This window comes from Algoriphagus lutimaris (assembly GCF_017051705.1).
GTDB lineage: Bacteria > Bacteroidota > Bacteroidia > Cytophagales > Cyclobacteriaceae > Algoriphagus > Algoriphagus lutimaris.
Genome location: NZ_JAFIDJ010000002.1, coordinates 25,916 through 50,618, shown reverse-complemented (window position 1 = coordinate 50,618; position 24,703 = coordinate 25,916). Strand labels below are relative to the sequence as shown.

The 24,703-nt window shown below is 39.4% G+C and carries 22 protein-coding genes; 13 read left to right on the top strand and 9 right to left on the bottom strand.

Features of this window, described 5'->3' with window-relative positions; all coding sequences use genetic code 11:
* Positions 1-38: 38 nt before the first annotated feature.
* The gene (locus JYB62_RS11020) at positions 39-1,619 is read left to right on the top strand and encodes a peptide chain release factor 3 (RefSeq protein ID WP_205645502.1); all 1,581 of its coding nucleotides are present in this window, start codon (positions 39-41) and stop codon (positions 1,617-1,619) included.
* Positions 1,620-1,663: 44 nt separating this feature from the next.
* Here JYB62_RS11020 and ade read toward each other — a convergent pair whose 3' ends face one another.
* A complete protein-coding gene (gene ade, locus JYB62_RS11015; protein ID WP_205645501.1) occupies positions 1,664-3,286 on the bottom strand; it encodes an adenine deaminase in 1,623 nt (540 codons plus the stop codon).
* A gap of 131 nt (positions 3,287-3,417) precedes the next feature.
* Here ade and cmk point away from each other — a divergent pair, with 131 nt between their 5' ends.
* From cmk to JYB62_RS10970, 9 genes are all read left to right on the top strand, one after another.
* Entirely contained in the window at positions 3,418-4,125 is a 708-nt protein-coding gene (gene cmk / locus JYB62_RS11010; protein ID WP_205645500.1) for a (d)CMP kinase, read from the top strand.
* Positions 4,106-5,002, top strand: a complete 897-nt coding sequence (locus JYB62_RS11005; RefSeq protein WP_205646614.1) for a 4-hydroxy-3-methylbut-2-enyl diphosphate reductase — start codon at positions 4,106-4,108, stop codon at positions 5,000-5,002. The genes cmk and JYB62_RS11005 overlap by 20 nt, the downstream gene beginning before the upstream one ends.
* Positions 5,003-5,138: 136 nt before the next feature.
* Positions 5,139-6,491: a Na(+)-translocating NADH-quinone reductase subunit A gene (locus JYB62_RS11000; RefSeq protein WP_205645499.1), complete on the top strand. Its 1,353-nt coding sequence runs from the start codon at positions 5,139-5,141 to the stop codon at positions 6,489-6,491.
* Positions 6,492-6,495: 4 nt separating this feature from the next.
* Positions 6,496-7,698: an NADH:ubiquinone reductase (Na(+)-transporting) subunit B gene (locus JYB62_RS10995; RefSeq protein ID WP_205645498.1), complete on the top strand. Its 1,203-nt coding sequence runs from the start codon at positions 6,496-6,498 to the stop codon at positions 7,696-7,698.
* On the top strand, positions 7,685-8,449 hold the full coding sequence (nqrC, locus tag JYB62_RS10990) for an NADH:ubiquinone reductase (Na(+)-transporting) subunit C (protein WP_205645497.1): 765 nt from the start codon (positions 7,685-7,687) through the stop codon (positions 8,447-8,449). The genes JYB62_RS10995 and nqrC overlap by 14 nt, the downstream gene beginning before the upstream one ends.
* Before the next feature lie 30 nt (positions 8,450-8,479).
* Positions 8,480-9,163, top strand: coding sequence for an NADH:ubiquinone reductase (Na(+)-transporting) subunit D (locus JYB62_RS10985; RefSeq protein ID WP_205645496.1), 684 nt, complete (start codon positions 8,480-8,482; stop codon positions 9,161-9,163).
* Between the two features lie 15 nt (positions 9,164-9,178).
* Positions 9,179-9,790, top strand: a complete 612-nt coding sequence (gene nqrE, locus JYB62_RS10980; protein ID WP_205645495.1) for an NADH:ubiquinone reductase (Na(+)-transporting) subunit E — start codon at positions 9,179-9,181, stop codon at positions 9,788-9,790.
* Positions 9,791-9,922: 132 nt separating this feature from the next.
* Positions 9,923-10,546, top strand: coding sequence for a 3-keto-disaccharide hydrolase (locus JYB62_RS10975; RefSeq protein ID WP_205645494.1), 624 nt, complete (start codon positions 9,923-9,925; stop codon positions 10,544-10,546).
* 80 nt (positions 10,547-10,626) lie between these two features.
* Entirely contained in the window at positions 10,627-11,187 is a 561-nt protein-coding gene (locus JYB62_RS10970; RefSeq protein WP_205645493.1) for a DUF502 domain-containing protein, read from the top strand.
* A gap of 26 nt (positions 11,188-11,213) precedes the next feature.
* Here JYB62_RS10970 and selD read toward each other — a convergent pair whose 3' ends face one another.
* The 7 genes from selD to JYB62_RS10935 form a co-directional block, all read right to left on the bottom strand.
* Complete coding sequence (selD, locus tag JYB62_RS10965; RefSeq protein ID WP_205645492.1) at positions 11,214-12,260, bottom strand: selenide, water dikinase SelD; 1,047 nt, start codon at positions 12,258-12,260, stop codon at positions 11,214-11,216.
* Positions 12,232-13,287 (bottom strand): tRNA 2-selenouridine(34) synthase MnmH, encoded by a 1,056-nt coding sequence (gene mnmH / locus JYB62_RS10960; RefSeq protein ID WP_205645491.1) that lies wholly within the window; start codon positions 13,285-13,287, stop codon positions 12,232-12,234. Before mnmH ends, selD begins: the two co-directional genes overlap by 29 nt.
* A gap of 67 nt (positions 13,288-13,354) precedes the next feature.
* Positions 13,355-13,675 carry a thioredoxin gene (gene trxA, locus JYB62_RS10955; protein WP_074225261.1) on the bottom strand — a complete coding sequence of 107 codons (321 nt, stop codon included), beginning with the start codon at positions 13,673-13,675 and terminating at the stop codon, positions 13,355-13,357.
* 131 nt (positions 13,676-13,806) lie between these two features.
* On the bottom strand, positions 13,807-18,093 hold the full coding sequence (gene dnaE / locus JYB62_RS10950) for a DNA polymerase III subunit alpha (RefSeq protein WP_205645490.1): 4,287 nt from the start codon (positions 18,091-18,093) through the stop codon (positions 13,807-13,809).
* An 88-nt stretch (positions 18,094-18,181) separates the two neighbouring features.
* Complete coding sequence (gene rsmG, locus JYB62_RS10945; protein ID WP_205645489.1) at positions 18,182-18,826, bottom strand: 16S rRNA (guanine(527)-N(7))-methyltransferase RsmG; 645 nt, start codon at positions 18,824-18,826, stop codon at positions 18,182-18,184.
* A complete protein-coding gene (locus JYB62_RS10940) occupies positions 18,826-19,437 on the bottom strand; it encodes an RNA polymerase sigma factor (RefSeq protein ID WP_205645488.1) in 612 nt (203 codons plus the stop codon). Before JYB62_RS10940 ends, rsmG begins: the two co-directional genes overlap by 1 nt.
* Complete coding sequence (locus JYB62_RS10935) at positions 19,428-20,564, bottom strand: glycosyltransferase (protein WP_205645487.1); 1,137 nt, start codon at positions 20,562-20,564, stop codon at positions 19,428-19,430. The genes JYB62_RS10940 and JYB62_RS10935 overlap by 10 nt, the downstream gene beginning before the upstream one ends.
* A 122-nt stretch (positions 20,565-20,686) precedes the next feature.
* On the opposite strand from JYB62_RS10935, the gene tgt reads away from it, so the two are divergent.
* Genes tgt through JYB62_RS10920 form a run of 3 tightly spaced genes read left to right on the top strand, consistent with a single transcriptional unit; the run spans position 20,687 to position 23,809 of the window.
* The gene (gene tgt / locus JYB62_RS10930; RefSeq protein ID WP_205645486.1) at positions 20,687-21,817 is read left to right on the top strand and encodes a tRNA guanosine(34) transglycosylase Tgt; all 1,131 of its coding nucleotides are present in this window, start codon (positions 20,687-20,689) and stop codon (positions 21,815-21,817) included.
* A gap of 3 nt (positions 21,818-21,820) precedes the next feature.
* A complete protein-coding gene (locus tag JYB62_RS10925; protein ID WP_205645485.1) occupies positions 21,821-22,894 on the top strand; it encodes an LptF/LptG family permease in 1,074 nt (357 codons plus the stop codon).
* Positions 22,895-23,809 (top strand): DMT family transporter, encoded by a 915-nt coding sequence (locus JYB62_RS10920; protein ID WP_205645484.1) that lies wholly within the window; start codon positions 22,895-22,897, stop codon positions 23,807-23,809.
* Here JYB62_RS10920 and ispE read toward each other — a convergent pair.
* A complete protein-coding gene (gene ispE, locus JYB62_RS10915; RefSeq protein ID WP_205645483.1) occupies positions 23,806-24,615 on the bottom strand; it encodes a 4-(cytidine 5'-diphospho)-2-C-methyl-D-erythritol kinase in 810 nt (269 codons plus the stop codon). The genes JYB62_RS10920 and ispE overlap by 4 nt on opposite strands.
* Positions 24,616-24,703 lie beyond the last annotated feature (88 nt).

Here is a 24,703-nt window from a genome sequence, read left to right as displayed (position 1 = left end):
GTTTTTACCTACCTTTGCCCCCTAATTTGATATCTCCCATGAGTTTGACTGACGAAATAAAGAAGCGCAGAACCTTTGCCATTATTGCTCACCCTGATGCAGGGAAGACAACATTGACCGAGAAACTGTTATTATTTGGAGGAGCAATCCAAACAGCTGGGGCAGTAAAATCCAATAAAATCGATACTGCTACCAAATCTGACTGGATGGCGATAGAAAAGCAAAGAGGTATCTCTGTGGCTACTTCCGTCATGGGTTTTGAGTACAAAGACATCAAAATAAATTTGCTCGATACCCCGGGGCACCAGGATTTTGCCGAAGATACTTACAGAACTTTGACTGCTGTCGACTCGGTAATCATGGTCATTGACTGTGTGAAAGGAGTGGAGATGCAGACAGAGAAGTTGATGGAGGTATGTCGAATGAGAAATACTCCTGTGATTTGTTTTATCAATAAACTCGATAGAGAAGGACGTGATCCCTATGAGTTGATAGAAGAAGTGGAACAAAAGTTGAATATTCAGTGCCATCCACTTTCCTGGCCTATTGGGATGGGAAAAAGCTTTAAGGGAGTGTACAACCTATTCGATCATAAATTGAATTTGTTTACCCCTTCCCAGCGAAAATTGAGTGATGTACGCCAGGTATTTGAGGATGTTCAGGACCCTGAACTGGACGAATTGATTGGGAAAAATTTCGCCAATCAATTACGTGATGATGTAGAATTAATCGAAGGAGTATATCCTGAATTCAATACCCAAGAATATTTGGAAGGGAAAGTTGCTCCGGTATTTTTTGGTTCCGCGGTAAATAATTTCGGGATCAATGAAATGCTGGATACGTTTATTAAAATTGCTCCAGCACCCAAAAGCCGAAGAACAGAAGACCGGGAAGTACTTCCTGATGAGAAGAAATTCTCTGGTTTTGTATTTAAGATCCACGCCAATATGGATCCGAATCACCGAAACAGAATTGCCTTCTTAAGAATCTGTTCAGGGAAATTTGAAAGAAATAAACCGTATAACCACGTTCGCGGTCCTAAGCCCCTAAGATTTTCCAATGTAACTCAGTTTATGGCTCAGGACAAAGAGATGATCGATGAGGCATTTCCAGGGGATATTGTGGGATTGTACGATACAGGAAATCTGAAAATCGGGGATACGTTGACCGATGGGGAAAACATGCAGTTTGTGGGGATCCCAAGCTTCTCTCCTGAGATTTTTCGTGAGGTGGTGAATAAGGATGCCATGAAAACCAAGCAATTGGAAAAAGGGCTTCAGCAATTGATGGAAGAAGGAGTGGCGCAGCTCTTTACCTTTGATATGGGGTCTAGAAAAGTGGTAGGAACAGTGGGGCAACTTCAGTTTGAGGTCATTCAATTCCGATTGAAAAACGAATACAATGCCACCGTGGAATTCCACCCGATGAATTTATACAAAGCCTGCTGGATCACTAGTAAGGATAAAAAGCAGCTGGAAGAATTTGTCAGATCTAAAAACCGTCATATCGCGCATGATAAAGATGGCAAGCTAGTCTTTATGGCAGAATCCAAAGCCTGGCTTCAAATGGTGCAGGATAATTATCCGGAAATCGAATTCCATTTTACTTCGGAATATTAAAAATTAAACCCTCTAAGTTCTGGAAAGCTGGAGGGTTTTTTATTTTAAATAAACACTTCAGTAAATTCAAACCTTTGCCCGTTAAACAGTCCCTTGTCACTCAGTTTCAAATCAGGAATGACGAGTAAAGCCATAAAGCTCAAAGTCATAAAAGGAGAGTTTAGGGTCGAACCCATCACTTTGGCAAGTTGATCAATTCTTGTGTATGCTGTTGCTACTTCATAGCCATCCGAGGCAGACATAATTCCACCCACAGGAAGTGGAAGAATTTCTTCTTGATTTCCAGATACAGCCGATACACCTCCTTTTGCTTTAATAATTAAATTCACTGCTTTGGAAATGGATTCATCGTCAACTCCTGTTGCAATTATATTGTGAGAGTCGTGGCCCACTGAGGAAGCAATTGCTCCAGTTTTTAATCCAAAGTTCTTAATAAAAGCTACTGCAGGTTGCGCATCTTCATAGCGGTTTACCACGGTGATTTTCAAAATATCATCTGAAGGATTTGATTCAGCAAATCCATTTTTAATCAGGATTTTACCAGAAATTTCAGGAGTGATCAATTGCCCATCCAAGGCTTCTATAACTCGCACTTTGGCGCTATTGGCTTGGATACGAAAGTCTTCCGGTTTCTTAAGTGAAGTATGAAAGTTGTTTATGATCTCATTTTTAATAGGCTGAATCAGTGTCTTTCCTTTTTCAGCGACTTTCTCACCATTAATATAAGTGTTGATGACTTGGAAATCTTTTAGGTCGCTTACTAGAATAAAATCTGCAGGATCGCCTTCTCTCAATTGCCCAACTTTTAAAGAATAATGTTCAATTGGCGTCATACAAGCTGCTTTCAATACATCGAAAACATTTTTACCTTTTGCGACAGCACGGGCAGCCAATTCATTGATATGGGAAATTGCCAGATTGTCTGGGTGTTTGTCATCCGAACAAAACATGATCCTATCTGGATACACATCTATCAGGTCGATCAAGGCTTCAAAATTTTTGGCCGCAGAGCCTTCCCGAATGGAGATTTTCATTCCCAGCTTTAATTTTCCGAGAGCCTCTTCAGCCGTAAAGCATTCATGGTCAGTGCTAGGCCCAGCACTTACATACTTTTCTGCCAATTCTCCTTTTAATCCAGGTGCATGTCCATCGATGGGTTTATCATATTTCTGGGAAATCCGGATTTTCTCCATCACTAATTCGTCTTGGTTTACCGTGCCAGGCCAGTTCATCATTTCTGCTAAGTAGTGGATTTCGGGTCTGCTCATCAGAGTTTCTATGTCTTGGGCATTGATTTCCCCTCCGGCAGTTTCAAATGGGGTGGCCGGAACGCAGGAGGGGGCTCCAAAGTAAAATTTGAAAGGAACCTGTTTGCCATTATCGATCATGTACTCCACGCCCTGCATTCCACATACATTTGCTATTTCATGGGGATCAGAAACGGTCGCCACTGTTCCATGGACTACTGCTAATCGAGCAAATTCGGAAGGAACCAACATGGAGCTCTCCACATGCACATGGGCATCAATAAATCCGGGCATTAAAAAGGGAAGGCTAGGGTCTTGATCAATCGTGGTGATTTGAATGATTTTGCCTTCTTTTACTTCTAACGAAACGGTGTAAATGTCCTTTTTTGGAATGTCAACAAGCTGACCTTTGATAATCATGATGTAATCAATTAAAAATAAGACAAGGAACTCAGGAATTCATGAGGTCTTTGCTCCGTTGGGGATTGGTTTAGATTAAAACTACTATATTTGTGCCTTAAATAAAAAGCGGATTAAAGCAGGTTTTTTGAATGAGTAAAATCGTCATTGCTATTGATGGATATTCAGGATGTGGTAAGAGTTCGACCGCTAAGGCAGTTGCCAAAGAATTAGGCTATACCTATATAGATACGGGGGCCATGTATCGTGCGGCAACCTTACATTTTTTAAATAATTTTGTGACGATTTCAAATCCGCATGAGGTGGATAAAGCTTTAAAAAATCTTCATATCAGTTTTCATTACAATCCTGAAACTGAGCAACAGGAAACCTATTTGAATGGTTTGAATGTAGAGAGTGAAATCCGCAAGATGAAAATCTCTTCCAAGGTGAGTGAAATTGCTGCGATTAAAGAAGTTCGCAAAGAGCTAGTTGCTCAACAAAAAGGATTTGGCAAAAAGAAGGGAGTAGTGATGGATGGAAGAGATGTAGGTTCTGTTGTATTTCCTGATGCAGAGTTAAAAGTTTTTATGAGTGCAGATTTACAGACTCGTGCCGAAAGGCGTCAACAAGAGTTGCTTGAAAAAGGAGACATGGTAGATTTGGAAGAAATAAAAAATAACCTAGCGAAAAGGGATGAAATAGACTCTTCTCGTGAAGTAGGCCCATTGATCAAAGTATCTGATGCCATAGAAATCGATACCAGTTACTTGACCTTTCAGGAACAAGTGGCTCAAATTGTCGACAAGGCTAAGCAAATCATTGAAAAAGAAAAAAGCTATGCAGGTAACCATAGATAAAAATTCTGGTTATTGCTTCGGTGTTGAATTTGCCATCAAAATGGCAGAAGATGAAATGGAGCAAAGCGAAAAGCTTTATTGCCTCGGGGATATCGTGCACAACGATATGGAGGTAAAACGCTTACGTGAAAAAGGTTTGGTGGTAATCGATCGGGAAGAATTACAAGATCTTAGCGATTGTAAAGTGCTGATTCGAGCTCATGGTGAACCCCCTGAAACATATAAGACTGCCATTAAAAATAATATTGAATTGATTGACGCTTCCTGTCCTGTCGTATTAAAGCTGCAACACCGGGTGAAAACAGCTTTTGATAGAATGGAAAGAGAGAATGGTCAAATTGTGATTTATGGCAAAAAAGGTCATGCGGAAGTAATTGGCCTGACAGGACAGACGCTTGAGAAGGCAATCGTGGTGATGGAAGAAAGCGATTTGGATAAAATTGACTACACTAGACCCGTAACCTTGTTTAGTCAAACCACCAAAAGCACCAAAGGATTTTACGAGTTATCCGGAAAAATCGAAGATAGAATCAAAAAAGCCAATTCAAATTATGAGGAGGTTCCATTTAATGCCAATGATTCTATTTGTAGACAAGTTTCCAATAGGGAACCACAATTGCAGAAGTTTTCACATGAAAATGACGTGATCTTGTTTGTGTCGGGAAAGAAAAGCTCCAATGGTAAAGCACTTTATCAAGTTTGTCTCAATGAAAATGAACGAAGTTATTTCATTGAAAATGAGACAGAAATGAATCCTGATTGGTTCAGGCCTGAAGATAAAGTAGGTGTTTGTGGAGCCACTTCGACGCCAATGTGGTTAATGGAACAAGTAAAATCTCATCTAGAATCAATGGAAGAAAGTGCCTTGCCGATCTGAAACAAATATTGCCTTCAGAAATAATTGGCAACCATTCTCTTAAAAAGTGAAACATAATATCCCATATACTCCCTAAATAAAAATTGTATTTATTAGATTTGGGGCGTTTTTCAAAGGCTCATAGTTAAAAACAGATATGTCTAAAATAGTGAAGCTTAAGAAAGGTTTTGATATCAAACTGGTAGGAAAGGCTAATCAGGAGTTAGCTGATTTTGCACCAGCTCAAACCTTCGCGATTAAGCCGACGGACTTTGTAGGTCTTCAAAGACCAAAAGTACTTGTCAACGAAGGAGATACCGTAAAGGCTGGTACTCCCATCATGTTCGATAAAGCCATGGATCAGGTTATCTATGCTTCTCCGGTTTCCGGTGAGGTAGTAGAGATCAAAAGAGGAGAGAAGAGAAAGCTTCTTGAAATCAAGATCCTTGCAGACCAAACAATTTCCCACGAGGATCTTGGTAAGGCTGATGTAGCTTCTCTTGACAGAGATGCTTTGGCAGCCAAGATTGCTGGGTCTGGAATTTGGCCAAATATCATTCAAAGACCTTATGGGGTTGTAGCTAATCCAACAGATATTCCTAAAGCGATTTTCGTATCAGGTTTTGATACCAATCCTTTGGCTGCTGATTACGGGTTTACTTTAAAAGGAGAGGATAAATATTTTCAGGCTGGAATTGATGCCTTGGCAAAATTGACTTCTGGAAAAGTTCACTTGAATCTAGATGGTGCTTCTACCCCACCGGCAGTTTTTGCAAATGTTAAAAATGCTGAGATCAATAAATTTTCAGGTCCACATCCTGCGGGGAACGTAGGAATCCAAATTCACCATCTTGACCCAATCAACAAAGGGGAGATTGCTTGGACAGTAAATCCTTATGGTGTGGTTCAGATAGGTAAATTGCTTTTGGAAGGGATTTATGATGCTTCTAAGATAATTGCTATTACTGGATCTGAAGTAACAAAAGCAGCTTATGTAAAAACATTTAGCGGTGCTTGTGTGTCTACCTTTACGAAGGGTAACCTGAATTCAGGGCATGTAAGAGTAGTTTCTGGGAATGTTCTTTCTGGTGAGAAAATCTCATTGGATGGCTTTGTTGGATTCTACCACAACCAAATAACAGTAATTCCAGAAGGTGATTACGAAGAGTTTTTGGGTTGGCTAAAGCCTACTACTACAAAACTTAGCTTCAGCAAAGCATTGGGAATTTTCTCTTTCCTTCACAAAGGTGAGTTTAAGGTAGATACGAATACTCATGGTGAAGAAAGACCATTTGTAGTTTCTGGTGTATTTGAAAAAGTACTTCCAATGGATATTCTTCCAACATATCTTTTCAAGGCAATCGTTTCCGAAGATTTTGATGAGATGGAGGAGCTAGGGCTTTATGAAATTATTGAAGAGGACGTGGCCTTATGCGAATTTGTAGATCCTTCGAAGAATGATTTGCAGGAACTGGTAAGAAATGGGATTGAATTATTAATGTATAGTTAAAAATATGAAGGCATTACAAAACTTATTTGATAAGCTTAAGCCGAATTTCGAAAAGGGTGGTAAATGGGAGAAATTCTACACGCTTTACGAAGGTCACCGCACAATTGCTTTTGCTCCTGATTTGACTACAAAAGCAAAAGGTGCACAGATTAAAGATGCTGTAGATTTGAAAAGAGTGATGATCACGGTGGTAATCGCCATGATTCCAGCGCTTCTTTTCGGGATTCTAAATGTAGGGTATCAGCATTTTCTTGCAGTAGGAGAGGAAGCTACCTTTGTGGATAAAGCACTTTTCGGTGCAATGGCTGTCCTACCAACACTAATCGTTTCATATGCGGTTGGTCTTTTAACTGAATTTACTTTCTGTGTAATCAGAAATCATCCTATTAGTGAAGGTTACTTGGTTTCAGGGATGTTGATCGCTTTAGTGATGCCTCCTTTTATTCCATTGTGGCAAGTAGCATTAGCTACCATCTTTGCAGTAGTTATTGGAAAAGAAGTATTTGGTGGTACTGGGATGAATATCTTGAACGTAGCCATGACTGCTAGAGCATTCTTATACTTTGCCTACCCAGCTCAAATTTCTGGAGATCAAGTTTGGACTTATTTAAGTGATGCAACTGCAGTGGACGGTTTTTCTGGAGCTACTGCTCTTTCAGTTGCTTACAATGCAGGTGTCGAAGGTACACAGACAGCTGTGGAGGCCTTAAATGCACATAATGCTTCTATTGGTGGAGATTTTAGTTTCATGAACATGTTCATGGGATGGATTCCAGGCTCAATTGGAGAGACTTCTACTTTAATGGCGCTTGTTGGAGCGGTTATTTTGATAGGAACTGGAGTAGCAAGCTGGAAAATTATTGTTTCTGGATTTGCTGGAGCTTATATCATGGGAGCAATTTTGAACCTATTGGCTGTGAATGAATACATGGCTTTACCGCCTCAATACCATTGGGTAATGGGAGGTATGGCTTTTGGTTTGGTATTTATGGCAACTGATCCAGTATCAGCTGCTCAAACTGAAACAGGTAAGTGGATTTACGGAATGTTGATCGGTGTTCTGACAGTAATCATTCGTGTTACGAACCCTGCTTATCCAGAAGGAATCATGCTTGCAGTATTGTTTATGAACGTATTTGCTCCGCTGATCGATTATTATGTAGTAAAAGCTAACAAAACAAGGAGGTTACAACGTGCAACAGTCTAATACATATATCATTACTTTTTCTGTAATCCTTACCGTAGTATTAGGTTTACTTCTTTCTGGAACCGCACAATTATTGGGGCCAAGACAGCAGGAAGCCATTGCATTGGATAAGAAAAAGCAAATTTTAGGTGCGGTGGTAAGCAGTGAAGAGATTGCTTCCATGACACCGCAGGAAGTGAATTCATATTATAGTAGCCATATTGGAGCTACTGTGGTAGATATCAATGGAAAAGAAGTAACTGAGAAAAATGGGGTTGCTGTTTCTGCTGAGAATGTGGATGTAGCGAAGAATTATAAGCTACCTGCTGAAGATAGATTATACCCTGTGTTTATCTATCATGAAGAAGGAGATGATTCCAAAGTGAAATCTTATATTCTGCCATTATATGGAGCAGGTCTATGGGATGCTATTTGGGGATACCTAGCTTTAGATACAGATATGAATACCATTGGAGGTATTACCTTGTCCCATGCGGGAGAAACTCCTGGCCTAGGTGCTAGAATCACTACTCCAGAAGTTCAGTCTAGATTCTCTGGTAAAGAAATTTATGATGAGTCTGGAGAATTGGTTGGGGTACAAATGCAAAAAGGAGAAGGCAAAGATTATTCTTCTGAACCTCACAAAATTGATGGAATGTCTGGTGCTACAATTACTGGTACTGGTGTAAATAACATGGTGAAAAATTACTTGGGACATTATAAGGCTTATATCGAGTCTAAGAAATCATCTCAGGCTGTAGCCGCTCTTTAACCGAATTACAACTCACTGAAAATAATCAACATGAGTGCTGAAACTTTAGAAAAAGCGATAGAGAAAAAGCCAGCTGAGGCCCTTCTTTCAAAGCGTCGCAAAAAATTAGTAACAGATCCTTTGGTAGACGAAAACCCAATTACTATACAGGTATTGGGGATTTGTTCTGCCTTGGCGGTAACTACACAGATGAAACCTACTTTGGTAATGGCTATTTCTGTGATTTTCGTAATCGCTATGTCCAATTTTGTCATCTCCTTGATGAGAAATACCATTCCTGGTCGTGTACGTATTATTGTGCAGCTTGCAGTGGTAGCGACTTTGGTAACCTTGGTAAACGAAGTATTGAAAGCTTTTGCATACGATATGTATAAAGAACTTTCTGTATTCGTGGGTTTGATCATCACCAACTGTATTGTAATGGGTAGATTGGAAGCCTTTGCATTGGGAAATAAACCATATGATTCTGTATTGGATGGTTTGGGATCTGCATTAGGTTATTCTTGGATCATCTTAACAGTGGCTTTCTTTAGAGAGCTTTGGGGTTCAGGTTCTGTCTTCGGTATTCCAGTTTTTGATACTGTTTCAGGTATTTTTGGGCCTGACTTCAAATTGGCTACCAATGGTCTGATGGTGTCTCCAGTAGGAGCATTTATTATCTTAGGATTGATCATCTGGGTACAACGTACCAAAACAGGATATGTTGAACACTAAAAACCAGTAAAGAAAATGGAATTATTTAACTTAGGTATTCGGTCGATCTTTATCGACAATATGGTTTTCGCTTACTTCCTTGGGATGTGTTCTTTCCTGGCGGTATCAAAAAAAGTGAGTACAGCAATCGGTTTGGGAGCTGCGGTTATTTTCGTTTTAACTGTAACTGTACCCGTAAACTGGTTATTGAATGAATATGTATTAAAAGAAGGTGCTCTTTCTTGGGCTATGGCGGACCTTGCTTCCGTAGATCTTTCTTTCTTGAGATTTATCATGTTTATCGCGATTATCGCTGCGATGGTGCAGTTGGTTGAGATGGTAGTGGAAAAATTCGCTCCAGCTCTTTATGGTGCTTTAGGTATTTTCCTTCCTTTGATTGCGGTAAATTGTGCAATTCTAGGAGGGTCTCTATTTATGGCTCAGAGAGATTATACCCTTGCAGAATCTGCGGTTTATGGATTCGGTTCAGGAACAGGTTTCTGTTTAGCGATTGTAGCACTTGCAGCCATCAGAGAAAAATTAAAATATTCGAATGTTCCAAATGGTTTGAAAGGTCTTGGAATTACTATGCTTTTAACCGGATTGATGGGTATAGCATTTATGTCGTTCATGGGAATCGATTTGTAATCCCAGCGAAAACGTTCGTTTAAAATACTTAAATCCCGAAGAAGTAATTCTTCGGGATTTTTATTTGTCGGGTAGGGAGATATTCACTATTTGGCTTTAAATTTCTGTTCTAATCTAATACGTATTGTAATCATGAAAAACACATTTTTAATAGCGCTCTTCTTTTTAGCTTCAATAAACCTATCAGCACAAACAGGAGAATGGGTGGAGCTATTCAACGGTAAAAATTTTGATGGTTGGAAAATTTCTGAAAACCCTGATTCATTTACTATTTCTGACGGAATCTTGAAAGTCGAAGGACCAAGGGGTCATATGTTTTATATGGGAGATGTAGGGAACCATGACTTTAATAACTTTGAATTGATTGTGGAATTGAAAACAATGCCGAAGGCAAACTCTGGGATTTTCATTCATACTCAATACCAAGAAAATGGCTGGCCAAATATTGGACATGAAATTCAGGTAAACCAAACACATGGTGATTGGAGAAAAACCGGAAGTGTATATTCCTTTAAGGACGTAAAAGAAACCTATGTGGAAGATGGAGAATGGTATACCGAGCACATCATTGTGAAAGGGGATGAGGTAACTGTGAAAGTCAATGGGGAAACCATCAACGAATATGATGAAAGTGAAGATAGAGAAGGTGATTTGGGTACCAAAAAATTAGACCATGGTACTATTGCCTTGCAGGCTCACGATCCAGGATCCGTCATTTATTACAGAAGTGTGAAAGTAAAAATCCTTCCTGATTGATTATTTTAATTTCAATCTTAAGCACCTTATAGAAATCCTGATTATTATTGAGTAATAATCAGGATTTTAATTTTAAAAGTATGGCATTTACTTACAAGCGCATTCTATCGTATTTCTTAAGAGGCTTGTTATTTGTTACCCCTGTTGTGGTAACACTTTACATTATTATTCAAACTATCCTATTTTTAGATAATCTGATTCCTGTATCCATTCCGGGGATCGGCATCTTGATGGTGTTGGCGTTAATCACCTTTGTTGGATATTTGGCTAGCTTATTCTTTGCCAAGCCCTTATTTGATTGGCTAGAAAAAGGACTGGTAAGAATTCCATTGGTAAACCTGATTTACACCAGTATTAAGGATTTGATGGGGGCCTTTGTTGGGGAGAAAAAGAAGTTCTCATCTCCCGTAAAAGTTCAGATTTCTGATACCTTAATTCGGTTAGGCTTTATTACCCAAGATGATATGTCAATGGTAGGGGAAGTTGATATGGTGGCTGTTTATTTCCCACACAGCTACAATGTGTCTGGAAACGTTTTTTTGGTGCCAAAAGATAAAGTGACTCCGCTTACCGGAGTAAAAAACTCAGATGTGATGAAATTCATGGTTTCAGGAGGGGTTTCCCCTTTAGGAAGCCATTAAAAATTTGGGGTCAATAGTCATTGGTCCTAAATTTTTTTCACTTCTACAGTTGCTTCTGATCTATTATTAAACTTCCCTATTTCCCATATAGCTTGGCTTTGCTGCTTCATAGCTTCCTCAAACCACGTTTGGTTTTCTGGGTCTACAGCCAATAGAAGGCCTCCACTTGTTTGAGGATCACATAATTGAACAAGATCCATTCCTACCACTCCTTTCGTTTTAGAACTGTAGGCTTTCCAGTTTCTATAGGTGTTATCAGGGAAAATGAATTGTTTGATATATTCTTGGACTCCTTTGATCATAGGAAGCTTGTGAAGCTCAATCTCTGCTGTAAGATCAGCTGCCTCACACATTTCTATTAAATGGCCAAGTAGACCAAATCCTGTGACATCAGTCATTGCATGAACCTCTTCATGGTTCCCTATGATTTCACCTATTGAATTCAATCGACAAGCCGTATCTAATAGAAGTTGGTAATCTTCTTCCTGTATTTTTTCACGTTTGAGAGCAGTAGCCAAAACTCCTATTCCCAAAGGCTTGGTCAAGTAAAGTAGATCTCCTGATTGAGCTCCTTGATTTGTTTTAATTTTTCTAGGGTTAATTGTTCCATTGACAGAAAGTCCAAAAATGGGGTCTTTTGCTGCGATGGAATGACCACCTGCTAATTCTATTCCGGCAGTTTTACATATGCTTTTGGCTCCTTCCATTACTTTTGCTGCGAGCTCTGGAGCTAATTTTTCTACTGGCCAGCTTAATATAGCATTGGCAAAAATAGGTTTGCCTCCCATGGCATATACATCAGAAATCGCATTGGCTGCGGCGATTCTTCCAAAGTCAAAAGGGTCATCCACTATTGGAGTGAAAAAATCTACGGTATTGATCAATGCCAAATCATCTGATACCTGGTATACTGCAGCATCGTCCTTACCCGAATTGCCTACCAAAAGTTTTGGGTCGCTTTGAGAAAATGATTGGCTTGAAGAAAGAATTTGATCCAAAATGGCAGGTGCAATTTTGCATCCGCAACCTGAACCCTCACTCCATTCAGTAAGCCGGATTGATTTGTTTTCCATTCAGTAGGTTTTTTGAGTTTATTAATAGTTGGCAGGATTTTTCAATATCCAATCCTTCCAAATCCAAAGTTTGAATCGATTTTGGATTGCGTTTATCAAAATCAAATTGATAAGATTTGTCATAATAGATCAGCAAATTTGAAATCCAGGATTCATGTTGATCATTGATAATGTCTTCAATAGCCTGAGTAGTTCTCAAACCTCCTAATTTCTTTTTCAACCTAGTTACTGCTGCGATTAACTCTTCTTTTGGAAGAGTAGAATACACTTCTTTTATTAAGGCTATTCGTTCTTCTTCGGATTTTTTAATATTAATCAAAGGAGCACTTTCCATGCATTCAAAAAATTTATCATTGATGATGATTTTTCCAATGCGTTGGCTCTCATTCTCTAACCAAATGATTTGTTTTGGGTCTTTGTGTCGTAATTCTTCTGCCATCAAGTTTTCAAATTGTTCTACGCTGGGTTGGGGCTTTTGTCCGATGCCTCCAAATGCAGAACCTCGGTGGTTTGCGATGGCTTCCAAATCCAAAATTTGTTCACCATAATAAGTCAAGGCATTTAAAAGACGGGTTTTCCCCACTCCTGTTTTTCCCCCTAAAACAAGGAGATTCCAGTTCCGTCTTACCAGTTGAAATGTGAAGTTTCTATAGGCTTTGTAGCCTCCGACTAATCGGTAAACTTGAAAGCCAATCATGCTGAGTAGCCAAGATAGGATCTGACTTCTCATCCCACCTCTCCAGCAGTAAATCAGCACTTTTTTTTCATGGAAATTTTCAACGGCAGTATTTTGAATCTTGTAGAATCTTGGACCAACCAATTTAAATCCTTCAATGGTAGCCTTTATGGACCCTTCTTTTTTATATAATGTACCCACTTTGATTCTCTCCTCATTGGTAAGAATAGGTAAGTTGACAGAACCTGGAATATGGCTTTGCTGAAATTCATTTTCGCTTCGTGCATCCACGATGGGGATTTGTCCTCTCAGCTCCCAGAATTCGTCTAAAGAAATTAATTGTTCATTCATGGAACCATTAAGATAAAAAAAAGCCGTAAGGATTTCCTTACGGCTTTACTTCTATTGTTTCGCTTTATTAAAGCTGAGCATCTAATTTTTGAGCCAAAACAGACTTTGGAACAGCTCCAACTTGCTTGTCCACAATTTCTCCACCTTTAAAGAATAATAGTGTAGGTATAGATCTGATTCCAAATGCTTGTGCTACAGAAGGGTTTGAGTCAACATCTACTTTGCCGATCACAGCTTTTCCTTCATAATCACCTGCTAATTCTTCTACCACAGGACCAATCATTTTACAAGGTCCACACCATTCTGCCCAGAAGTCTACCAAAATTGGTTGTTCTGATTTGATTACTTCTTCGAAATTAGCATCCGTGATTTCAATTGCTTTTCCCATTGTATGTTAAGTTTAATTTTGCTTAATTTTTCCAAATATATGAGCAAAAGCCGATTGAAGGATAATAAGTTCCGATGGATTTCATTTTTTTATCTATTGCCCATTGATAAAATTAATTGACAGTCGGAACTCTAGATCACTTTATAGACGACTTCTGGAATTTCTTTCAATTCATTAATCATCTCTGCGCTAGGGTCAATAGAGAATTTTTTAGAGAAAAGCTCCAATGAGATATTCTCTTTTCTATCCACCACATCAAAATACAGTTTCGCATCACCTTTGTATTTCTCGGTAATGGACTCCAGTTTTTCCATTAAATCATAAGTCAAATCATCCAAGTCAATATTCACCCGTAATCCTTTGACCATTTTTCCTCGAACTTCACTCAGCAACATGATATTGGTGATTTTAAACTCCAGCTCATTCTCTGCCCACTTTTTACCGACGACTTGCCCGGTTAGGAATAGAAACCATCCCGTCATAAAGTACTCTTTAAACTTCACATAATCCTCTCCAAACAAGAAGAAGGTGAACCCTCCATGGTAATCTTCTAACGTTAAAGTTCCAAAAGGCTTTCCATTTTTAGTGGTTCTATGTGCGAAACTGCTGACTGATCCAGCAATCTTTAATTCTTTTTTGTTTTTGAGACTTTCCAGATCATTTAATTCTGGAAGGTTGGCATTGGTAAAGGATTCAATTTCTAATCGGTATTGATCTAGGGGATGCCCTGAGATATAAAGACCAACCACCTCTTTCTCTATGTTTAATTGTTGTAGCTGGGAAAAAGGCTCCATAGGAGCCACGGAAGGTAAAGGAATATCCATGCTACCACCACTTCCACCAAATAAACTTACTTGAGCACTATCTTCCTCTTGCTGTACCTTCTGAGCATATTTTGTAGCCTTTTCAATCAGGGTTAAATCACCATCTGCTGCTTCTAGGTATTGTCTTCTGTGATGCTCCTTAAAGCAATCAAAGCCACCAGCCATAGCTAATGCTTCCATGGTCTTCTTGTTGAGGGCTTTGGAATTGACCCGCTTCGCAAAATCAAAGATGTTTTTAAAGGGTCCATTAGCCTCTCTTTCTTTGATAATTTCATCTACTGCAGCGGAGCCAGCTCCTTTAATGGCTGCCATTCCAAATCGGATTTCTCCTGCTGCATTTACGGTAAACCCATTTTTCGATTCATTGACATCAGGACCAAGTACAGGAATGTTTGCTCGTTTACATTCTTCCATAAAGAAGGTAACCTGAGTAATATCATTCATGTTATTACTCAATACAGAAGCCAAGTATTCCGCAGGATAATGAGCTTTTAAATAAGCGGTCTGATAAGCAATCCATGCATAACAGGTAGAGTGAGATTTGTTAAAGGCGTAAGATGCAAATGCCTCCCAGTCAGTCCATATTTTGGCTAGTTTTTTTGCGTCATGACCTTTGGCAGATGCCTGTTCAATGAATTTTGGTTTCATTTTATCCAGGACATCCTTCTGCTTCTTACCCATCGCTTTACGAAGTACGTCAGCCTCACCTTTGGTGAATCCCGCTAATTTTTGGGATAACAACATCACCTGCTCTTGGTAAACCGTAATACCATAGGTTTCTTCTAGGTATTCCTTCATATCCTCCAAATCGTACTCGATGGCCTCGGTACCATGTTTTCTCTTAATGAAGGAAGGGATATAAGCCAAAGGCCCTGGTCGATACAAGGCGTTCATGGCAATTAAGTCTGCAAAAACAGTGGGTTTCAGTTCTCGCATGTATTTCTGCATCCCAGCAGATTCATATTGGAATATCCCAACAGTCTCACCTCTCTGGAAAAGCTCGTAGGTTTTTTCATCATCGATAGGGAAATTATCAGCATCCAATTCTATCCCATGCCTTTCTTTGACAATTCGAATAGCAGTTTTGATTAGGGTAAGGGTTTTTAGGCCCAAAAAGTCCATCTTCAAAAGCCCTGCTGATTCTACCACTGAGTTGTCAAACTGAGTGCAGACCATATCTGAATCCTTTGCCAAAGCCACAGGCACGAAGTTGGTAATATCATCAGGAGTAATGATGACACCGCAGGCATGGATACCCAAGTTTCTGACAGAACCTTCCAACATAGTGGCTTGATTGATGGTTTTGGATAAATCATCCTGACCTTTGGAGATCCGGATCAATTCGTCTGCTTTAGCGATCAACTCACCTTGCCCTTTCAATTTATCGGATAGGGCTGCTCTATTTCCTGCCATTGCAAAAAGTGCTTTGAGCTTGATGTCAGGAACCAGATTGGCTAATTTTCCTGCTTCCGCTAAAGGTAAATTCAAAACCCTAGCAGTATCCCTTATAGCTGATTTGGCAGCCATGGTGCCATAGGTAATAATTTGAGCTACCTGATTAGACCCATATTTTTTGATAACATAATCAATCACTCGTTGCCTTCCTTCGTCATCAAAGTCAATATCAATATCGGGAAGTGAAACCCTATCTGGATTTAGGAATCTCTCAAAAAGGAGATCGTATTCTATAGGGTCAACATTGGTGATTCCAATACAATATGCTACTGCTGATCCAGCGGCGGAGCCCCTTCCAGGGCCGACCGAAACTCCCATTTTTCTAGCTTCTCCAGTAAAATCCTGGACAATCAAGAAGTAGCCAGGATACCCTGTTTTCTCAATGGTTGCCAATTCGAAATCCAGCCGCTCTTCAATTTCAGGAGTGATCTCCTTGTACCTTTTTCGGGCACCTTCATAAGTGAGGTGTCTTAGAAATGCATTTTCACCTCTTTTTCCTCCGTCTACTTCATCCTCCGGATGCTTGAATTGCTCTGGAATATCAAACTTTGGAAGCAGGACCTCTCTAGCAAGTTTATAAGCTTCTATCTTATTGACGATTTCCTGAGTGCATTCTATTGCCTCTGGTAAATCGGCGAAAAGCTTCTTCATTTCATCAGGGCTTTTGATATAGAATTCATCGTTTGGAAAACCATACCTGAATTCTCTTCCCCGCTTCCCAATATATTTTTTCGGTTTTTCTACCAGCTCCCCGTCTTTTACACAAAGCAATACATCATGCGCTTTGGCATCGACTTTTTCATTATAATAAGTGTTGTTGGCTGCAAAATATTTTACATCATGCCTTTTGGCGAACTCCAATAAAACTTCATTGACTTTTTCTTCTTCTGGAACCCCGTGTCGGTTGAGTTCCACATAAAAGTTCTCTCCAAATTGTTCTTTCCACCATAAGAAGGCTTCTTCTGCTTGCGTTTCACCCACATTCAAAATCAAGAAAGGGATTTCTCCCCAAAGTCCGCCGGTTGTGGCGATCAAGTTTTCCTTGTATTCCACCAATACCTCTCTGTCAATTCTTGGGACGTAGTAAAATCCTTCGATGTTGGCGTAGGATGCTAGTTTCGCAAGGTTATGATAACCTGCCTTATTTTTGGCAATCAATACTGTCTGGAAACCATCATCTTTATTGGATTTGTTTTTCCGGTCTCGACATAGATTGAATTCACAACCTAAAATCGGCTTGATTTCCTTGGCCATGGCCTCCTTTACAAAATGGAAAGCCCCCATCATGTTGCCATGATCCGTTAAAGCAATGGCATTCATTCCTAATTCTTTAGCTCTACTGATTAATGCTGGGATTTCGGAGGTTGCCTGTAAAACGGAATATTGGCTATGTACATGCAAGTGAGTAAAAGGGACATCGGTTAAGTCCGAAATATCCGCTTTACCAGCTTGTTTTAGAATGTCTTTGGCTGAAGCCTTTTGGTCATCTTTTGCTTGAGCAAAGTTTGCCTCTGCAAGTTTGGGTGCCTCATAAATCACTTGTTCAAGCGTCAGTCCTGCTTCGGGAGGTTGTACTCCCTGCTTGATCAGTCCAAAGAAACATCGTGCTGTAGCATCCACATCATATGCAGCATCATGGGCATCCCCAAATCCTTCCCCAAAAAGTTTTTGATGCAATTCGGTAAGCGTAGGCCATTTATATTTTCCTCCTCTGCCTCCTGGTATTGCACAAAAATCTGTAGATATATCTTTGGTATCGAGCTGGGTATTGGTCAGGGGCATGGGAGCCTCGACACGAAGAAATTCCGATCCAACGACGTTGATATCAAATTCAACATTGTGTCCTACTAAGTATTGGGCTTGCCCAACGTCCCCTTCGAATATTCCGAGAATTTGCTTGAGGTCATGTCCTTCAGCCAAAGCTCTCTTGGTAGAGATGCCATGTACTTTTTCGGCATTATAAGGAATGGTAAAGCCCTCAGGCTTGATAATATAATTATGATTGGAAATCAGTTTTCCTGTTGCATCATGCAGCTGCCAAGCTAACTGAACCAGTCGGGGCCAATTGTCCACATCGGACATAGGGGCGTTGTAATCGCGAGGTAAACCTGTGGTTTCGGTATCAAAAATTAAATACATACAGCTTGGGAAATTGAGCCTTCAAATTAGGGCTAATCTCGTAAAGCTGCCAGTACTTCTGGTGCTAATTGTCAGAGAAAATTGAAAATTATTTTTTGTCCTCCCAAGGCATGTATACGACCTTCTTGGTCTCAAAAAAATCTTCCTTAAAATAATCTTCTAAATGATAAACAACGTAAGATTTTCCAAGTTCCTCTAGTTCTTCATCCACATCACCACCTTTTAAATAAAGGATGCCGTTGGGGTATTCATTGAAGTCTTCTTTACGTATTTTATTTTTTACCCAAGGATAAAAGTTGATCATTCGGGTCACTGCCCGACTCACTACAAAATCGTATTTTCTTACCAATTCTTCAGCTCGGGTTTGCTGGGCTTCTACATTGGAAAGTTTCAGTTGTTTGGTAACATCTTTTACTACATTGATTTTTTTACCTATGGAATCAACCAGATGAAAATGAGTGTCGGGAAATAGAATGGCTAGAGGAATTCCTGGAAATCCTCCTCCTGTCCCAATGTCCAAAACTTTGGTACCTGGTTGAAACGCCATCACTTTGGAAATCCCCAAGGAGTGTAAGACATGGCGTACATAAAATTGATCCATATCTTTCCGGCTGATCACATTGATTTTGGAATTCCAGTCAGAATAAATTTCGCCAAGCCTTGAAAACTGCTCTAATTGCTTTTCCGAAAGTTCAGGGAAATAAGCTTGAATAAGTTCGACTCCAGGGTTCATTAAATATGTTTTTCTTTACCAGATGCTATTTCATATAGGAGTTCTCTGGATCGGTGTAATTGTGCTTTGACAGTACCAAGAGGTTTTTCTAATTCCTGTGCAATTTCTTCATAAGACAATTCATCAAAATATCGGAGCTGAACCAGCTTACGATATTTTGCAGGAAGTTTATCCACAAAAATTCGTACCATTTCGATTCGCTGGGATTTGATGAATTCATCCTGTGGATTGTTGTCATCATCCTCTACATCAATATTTACTGAATTACCCCCATCATCCGTTAATGTATTATTTAAACTCATGGTTTTGAGTTTTTTCTTTCGGATAAAATCAATGGTGTTGTTTGTGGCAATTCTAAAAAGCCAAGTACTGAATGTATAATCCTTTTTGAAACGATCTAAATTTTTGAAAGCCTTGGCAAAAGCTTCCATGGTCAAATCCTCTGCATCATCGGCATTTCGGATCATTTTTAGAATCATGAAATAAACGGCTTTTTTATACCTCTTCATCAAACTTGCATAGGCTTGTTGATCTTTGGCTTGGACCGCTTGATCGATCAAAGCAAAATCTTCTAATGCTTTATTTGAAAAACCTCGTTCGTTTATTTCCATTGGATGTCTTTTGCCTGGTGGGAAATAGTTCCCAAAACCCAAAAGTAACCTAAATACAAGAAATCATGCATCCAGCTATTTTTTGGAGCTTTAGTCCCTTGGATCTTTTTACTAGCTGACGCAAAAATGCGGACAACTATAACAGACCTTAATAGAATAATACCGAAAACAATAAAAAATTGTTCCCAACTCTGCTCAATTCCGAAATAAATCAGCAATCCAATGCCACTTAACCAGAATAATGCATGAGAAAGAGAGAAGAATCCAATTTTTTGTTTGTCTTCTGATCGATAATATTTTCCTGCATGAAGATGTCTTTTCTTCTGCACCATATATTCTTTGAAAGTGACCTTTGGTTTGGAAGTGGTATTTGCATCTGGATCCAAAACAATCGCTGTATTTTTTCCAGTTGCATATTGGTTAACAAATAAATCATCGTCTCCACCTTCTATATGCCAAAACCCCTTAAATGCTTTTACCTCCATGAAAAAACTCCTTCTATAACATAAGTTTCTTCCGACTCCCATAAAAGGGGCCTTCCAAAGACCAAAAGATAAGTAATAAAGGGCAGTTAATAGTGTTTCATACTGGATCCAATTGTTAAGAAAGCCTTTTACTTTTTCGTATCCAGAAAATCCAAGCGCAAAAGTTTTTCCTTCCTGACGTACAGGTGCTGTCATTTTGCGAATCCATTGATCTGAGTTTGGGATGCAATCTGCATCTGTCAATAGAATCACATCATTTTTAGAAACTTTAATTCCCAGCGTCATGGCAAACTTTTTGGCGGTAACATGGGCAGGGGTGTACTTGATAGTAACGGAGCGAAGCCTTGGGTAGATTGACATCATTTCTTCTAAGAGTCGCTTCGTTCTATCTGTAGACCTATCATTCACGATCATTACATCAAATGAAGGATAGTCTTGCTCAAACAGTTTAGGGATCAGGGTTTTAAGGTTTTTGAATTCATTGTGAGCAGAAATGAGAACAGTAACCCCTTCTTCCTTTTGAGGGTCTGAATTTGCCTTTTGAGGCTTTGAAAATGCGGTGCGCCCAAATATTATTAGCAGGTAAATTACCTGAATAAATATTCCCACACCGAAGAAAAACCAAAGTAAAAATAGGCCCATAGGTCAATTTTGCTGGGCAAATATAAAATCAAATTCAGCAAGTCATTTAAGAATAAGCGTATATTTTTGTAGTCAAGATCATACATTTTGCGGATTGCCTCTACAACTCTGCGTTTTAACCTATGAAGTTTACCTTATCTCACCAAGATTCTAAAAGTAAAGCCAGGGCCGGGTTGGTTAAAACTGACCACGGTGAAATAGAAACCCCTATTTTTATGCCTGTAGGAACCGCTGGTTCCGTAAAAGCAGTGCATCAGCGGGAATTACTGTATGATGTCAAAGCAGAGATCATTTTAGGGAATACCTATCATTTATATCTCCGGCCTGGATTGGACATTCTGGAAAAAGCAGGCGGCCTCCATAAATTCAATGGTTGGTCAAAACCAATATTGACAGATAGTGGTGGATATCAAGTATTTTCTCTTTCCGGTACAAGGAAAATTAAGGAGGATGGGGTGATGTTCAAATCCCATATTGATGGATCCAAACATCATTTTACGCCAGAAAATGTAATGGATATCCAGCGTACTATTGGGGCTGATATCATTATGGCCTTTGATGAATGTACTCCTTATCCCTGTGAATATGCCTATGCGAGAAATTCGATGGAAATGACCCATCGATGGCTGAAGCGCTGTATCGAAAGATTTGATGCTACAGAAGGGAAGTACGGATATAGCCAAACCCTTTTTCCCATTGTTCAAGGTTCCGTTTATAAAGACCTAAGGCAAAAGAGCGCTGAGTTTATCGCTAATACCCATCAAGAGGGGAATGCCATTGGAGGACTTTCTGTAGGTGAGCCTGCAGAAATGATGTATGAAATGACGGAGTTGGTTACAGATATTTTACCTACAGATAAACCCAGGTACTTAATGGGAGTGGGTACACCAGCCAATATTTTGGAGTGTATTGCTTTGGGGGTAGATATGTTTGATTGTGTCATGCCTACCCGAAATGCTCGAAATGGAATGCTTTTCACATCTGAAGGGATCATTAATATTAGAAATGAAAAATGGAAAGATGATTTTTCTCCAATAGATTCAGCAATCGGAGGGCATGTGAGTACATTTTATTCCAAAGCCTATTTAAGACATTTAGTGATCAGTAAAGAGATTTTGGCGGCACAGATTGCCAGTATACATAACTTGAGTTTTTACCTTTGGTTGGTGAAACAAGCTAGGGAACATATCCTTGCAGGGGACTTTGCCGTTTGGAAAGATCAAATGGTGAAAAAAGTAAGTACCAGACTGTAATCCATGAAACTGCTCGACAAACTAATCATTAAGGATTTTTTAAAGACCTATTTTTTTGTAGTGGTCATGTTGATCCTTATTGTATTGGTACTAGACTTTACAGAAAAAAATGATACCTACATTCGTAATAATGTTCCTACTGGGGAAATATTACGATATATGGGGAATTATGGATTGTATCTCAACAATCTATTAACTCCCATTACTGTATTTATTTCTGTTATTTTCATTACTTCCAAAATGGCGGGAAGAACAGAGATCATTGCTATTTTAAGTTCTGGGGTGAGCTTTCCACGTTTATTAAGGCCATTTATTTTTGCTGCCATGATGATTGGAGGGGTCAGTTTCTTGTTGAATGGATGGGTGCTTCCTGTAGCTACTGCGGGAGTTACTGAATTCCGTGTCAGTTATTTGGATAAAAAGAATACCTCCTCTGAAACCAATCAACATATTAAGGTGGGGGCTGATTCCTATGCCTATCTCAGTAGGTTTTATAAAACGGGGAATACCGGATATAGCTTTACTCTGGAAACCATCAGAGACGGAGAATTGATCGCTAAACTTTCATCTGATCGAATTGAGTGGGATACAGCAAAAAATGCATGGACCTTGAGGAATTGGAGACTGAGAGAGTTGAACGAGAGAGGGGAGATTTATACTGTAGGAGAACGAAAGGATACTACTTTGTCTATCACGCCCAATGATTTTGACTTGCCTGATAATCATCATGAGACGCTTAAACTTCCTGAATTAGGGAGACAAATTAGGGTGCTTGAAGAGCGCGGAGCCGATAATGTGGCATTTTACAAAATTGAAAGATACGTGCGATTCATGTCTCCTTTTGCAGCCATTATATTAACATTTATAGGAGTGATCATGTCCGCTAGGAAAACGCGGGGGGGCTCAGGTTTTCAAATTGCCATGGGATTTTTGCTAGCTTTTGTATACATTCTTTTATTTATACTTTCCAGGACCTTTGCAGAAAATGGGGCGACTTACCCGATCCTTTCTGTTTGGTTGCCAAACATCGTTTTTGCATTAACTGGATTGGTACTTTATAAAACTGTCCCAAGATAAATGACTGCCTCAATTAAGGATTATTTGATGCTTCATTTCATCGTATTGATTTGGGGTTTTACAGCGATTTTAGGCTTGCTGATAAGTCTTCCTTCCATCGAACTGGTTTTTTACAGAACATTGATAGCCACGATTGGAGTAGCATTTTTATTTTTAATCAAGAAGAAAAGGCTAATCATTAAGCCTAAAGACATGATTCAAGTGACTGGAGTAGGATTTATTATTGCTACCCACTGGATCCTGTTCTTTTGGTCAGCCAAAGTTTCCACCGCTTCTGTATGTCTGGCGGGAATGGCCACCACTTCACTTTGGACCGCTTTTGTTGAGCCAATATTTAATAAAACCAAGATTAAATGGTATGAAGTGGCTCTGGGCTTGATGGTGATTTCCGGCTTATTAGTGATTTTTTCCTTTGAGGGAGGCTATTGGTTAGGACTGATAATGGCGCTTGCTTCTGCATTGCTTGCGGCTGTATTTTCAGTAATCAATGGAAACCTCACCCAAAAATACAGCCCTTATCAAATTACCTTTTATGAGATGGCAGGAGCCTGTCTGTGTTCGGCTTTGTTTATGCCAATTTACTCCCTATTCGTCAGTGAAGGGGGAGTGAAACTTAATTGGGAAGGGTATGATTGGTTTTGGCTACTAATACTTGGTGGAGTGTGTACAGTATATGCTTTTTCAGTATCTGTAGAATTGATGAAGCGCTTATCTGTATTTTCAATTAACCTGACAATTAACCTGGAACCAGTTTATGGAATTGTACTTGCGGTATTGGTTTTTGGAGAAAGTGAAAAGATGACACCTGAGTTTTACTTAGGTACAGCCATTATATTGGTTTCGGTGTTATCCTATCCAGTACTTAACTATTTTAACCGTAGGAGAAAATCAAAGAGAATGACAGGTATCTCTTAAAGTGAAGACTCAAAAACGAAATAGTGGTTTTCCCATTCTATTTTTTTAGACTTGTTCTCAAAGAGCCCGAACACAGAAGACCCTGAGCCAGACATGGAGGCATAGAAAGCACCAGCATGATAAAGCTGCTCTTTAATACCTCTGATTTCTGGATAGGAATTAAATACGCTGGATTCAAAGTCGTTTGATAATTCATCTTTCCATTTGGATCTATCTTTCAAAACCTCTTTTAAAGATTTTTTTGGGGAGGCTGGAGTCACTCCTGCATAGGCTTCTTTTGTTCCAATATGTATTCCTGGGTTAATCAAAACCAGGTGGGTGCCTTTCAGGTCAATAGCTGCTTCTTCCAGTATTTCACCTCTTCCAGTCGCAATCTTTGGCATGTTTTGGATAAAGAAAGGGCAATCACTTCCCAATGAAGCGGCATATTCTTCCAAAAAGAAATCATCTAAAATTAAGTCAAATAGGTTGTTCATCAGATTCAACGCAAATGCGGCATCTGCAGATCCTCCTCCTAATCCTGCTCCCATGGGAATGTTTTTATGCAGGTGAACATTAATGTGGGGAAGGTTTGGGAAATCTTTTTTGAGTAATTGATAGGCCTTTAAGATGAGATTATCCTTAGGGTTTCCAGGAATTGGTAATCCGCTGCTGTTCCAAGATGATTTTTTGTGGTCAATTATAATTTCCAACGCGTCAAAAAGAGGAATGGGATACATGCATGTTTCAATCTCATGAAATCCGTCTTTTCTTTTTGCAGTAATGTGGAGGCCTAAATTGATCTTGGCGTTAGGAAAACAAATCATAGGATTAAAAAGGATTTATCCAAAATTAGAAGATTCTTAGTCTTGAAGGAAAAAGATTAGACTTTTTACTAAATAACTTTAAATGATC

What these genes read in the sequence shown, in the direction of transcription:
- JYB62_RS11005 (WP_205646614.1), top strand. Translation starts at nt 4,106, where the DNA reads ATGCAGGTAACCATAGATAAAAATTCTGGTTATTGCTTCGGTGTTGAA.
- mnmH (WP_205645491.1), bottom strand. Translation starts at nt 13,287, where the DNA reads ATGAATGAACAATTAATTTCTTTAGACGAATTCTGGGAGCTGAGAGGA.
- trxA (WP_074225261.1), bottom strand. Translation starts at nt 13,675, where the DNA reads ATGGGAAAAGCAATTGAAATCACGGATGCTAATTTCGAAGAAGTAATC.
- JYB62_RS10940 (WP_205645488.1), bottom strand. Translation starts at nt 19,437, where the DNA reads ATGGAAATAAACGAACGAGGTTTTTCAAATAAAGCATTAGAAGATTTT.
- selD (WP_205645492.1), bottom strand. Translation starts at nt 12,260, where the DNA reads ATGGAAAACAAATCAATCCGGCTTACTGAATGGAGTGAGGGTTCAGGT.
- tgt (WP_205645486.1), top strand. Translation starts at nt 20,687, where the DNA reads ATGAAGTTTACCTTATCTCACCAAGATTCTAAAAGTAAAGCCAGGGCC.
- dnaE (WP_205645490.1), bottom strand. Translation starts at nt 18,093, where the DNA reads ATGTATTTAATTTTTGATACCGAAACCACAGGTTTACCTCGCGATTAC.
- JYB62_RS11020 (WP_205645502.1), top strand. Translation starts at nt 39, where the DNA reads ATGAGTTTGACTGACGAAATAAAGAAGCGCAGAACCTTTGCCATTATT.
- ispE (WP_205645483.1), bottom strand. Translation starts at nt 24,615, where the DNA reads ATGATTTGTTTTCCTAACGCCAAGATCAATTTAGGCCTCCACATTACT.
- JYB62_RS10925 (WP_205645485.1), top strand. Translation starts at nt 21,821, where the DNA reads ATGAAACTGCTCGACAAACTAATCATTAAGGATTTTTTAAAGACCTAT.
- JYB62_RS10975 (WP_205645494.1), top strand. Translation starts at nt 9,923, where the DNA reads ATGAAAAACACATTTTTAATAGCGCTCTTCTTTTTAGCTTCAATAAAC.
- cmk (WP_205645500.1), top strand. Translation starts at nt 3,418, where the DNA reads ATGAGTAAAATCGTCATTGCTATTGATGGATATTCAGGATGTGGTAAG.
- rsmG (WP_205645489.1), bottom strand. Translation starts at nt 18,826, where the DNA reads ATGAACCCTGGAGTCGAACTTATTCAAGCTTATTTCCCTGAACTTTCG.
- nqrE (WP_205645495.1), top strand. Translation starts at nt 9,179, where the DNA reads ATGGAATTATTTAACTTAGGTATTCGGTCGATCTTTATCGACAATATG.
- JYB62_RS10995 (WP_205645498.1), top strand. Translation starts at nt 6,496, where the DNA reads ATGAAGGCATTACAAAACTTATTTGATAAGCTTAAGCCGAATTTCGAA.
- JYB62_RS10970 (WP_205645493.1), top strand. Translation starts at nt 10,627, where the DNA reads ATGGCATTTACTTACAAGCGCATTCTATCGTATTTCTTAAGAGGCTTG.
- JYB62_RS10985 (WP_205645496.1), top strand. Translation starts at nt 8,480, where the DNA reads ATGAGTGCTGAAACTTTAGAAAAAGCGATAGAGAAAAAGCCAGCTGAG.
- JYB62_RS11000 (WP_205645499.1), top strand. Translation starts at nt 5,139, where the DNA reads ATGTCTAAAATAGTGAAGCTTAAGAAAGGTTTTGATATCAAACTGGTA.
- JYB62_RS10920 (WP_205645484.1), top strand. Translation starts at nt 22,895, where the DNA reads ATGACTGCCTCAATTAAGGATTATTTGATGCTTCATTTCATCGTATTG.
- ade (WP_205645501.1), bottom strand. Translation starts at nt 3,286, where the DNA reads ATGATTATCAAAGGTCAGCTTGTTGACATTCCAAAAAAGGACATTTAC.
- JYB62_RS10935 (WP_205645487.1), bottom strand. Translation starts at nt 20,564, where the DNA reads ATGGGCCTATTTTTACTTTGGTTTTTCTTCGGTGTGGGAATATTTATT.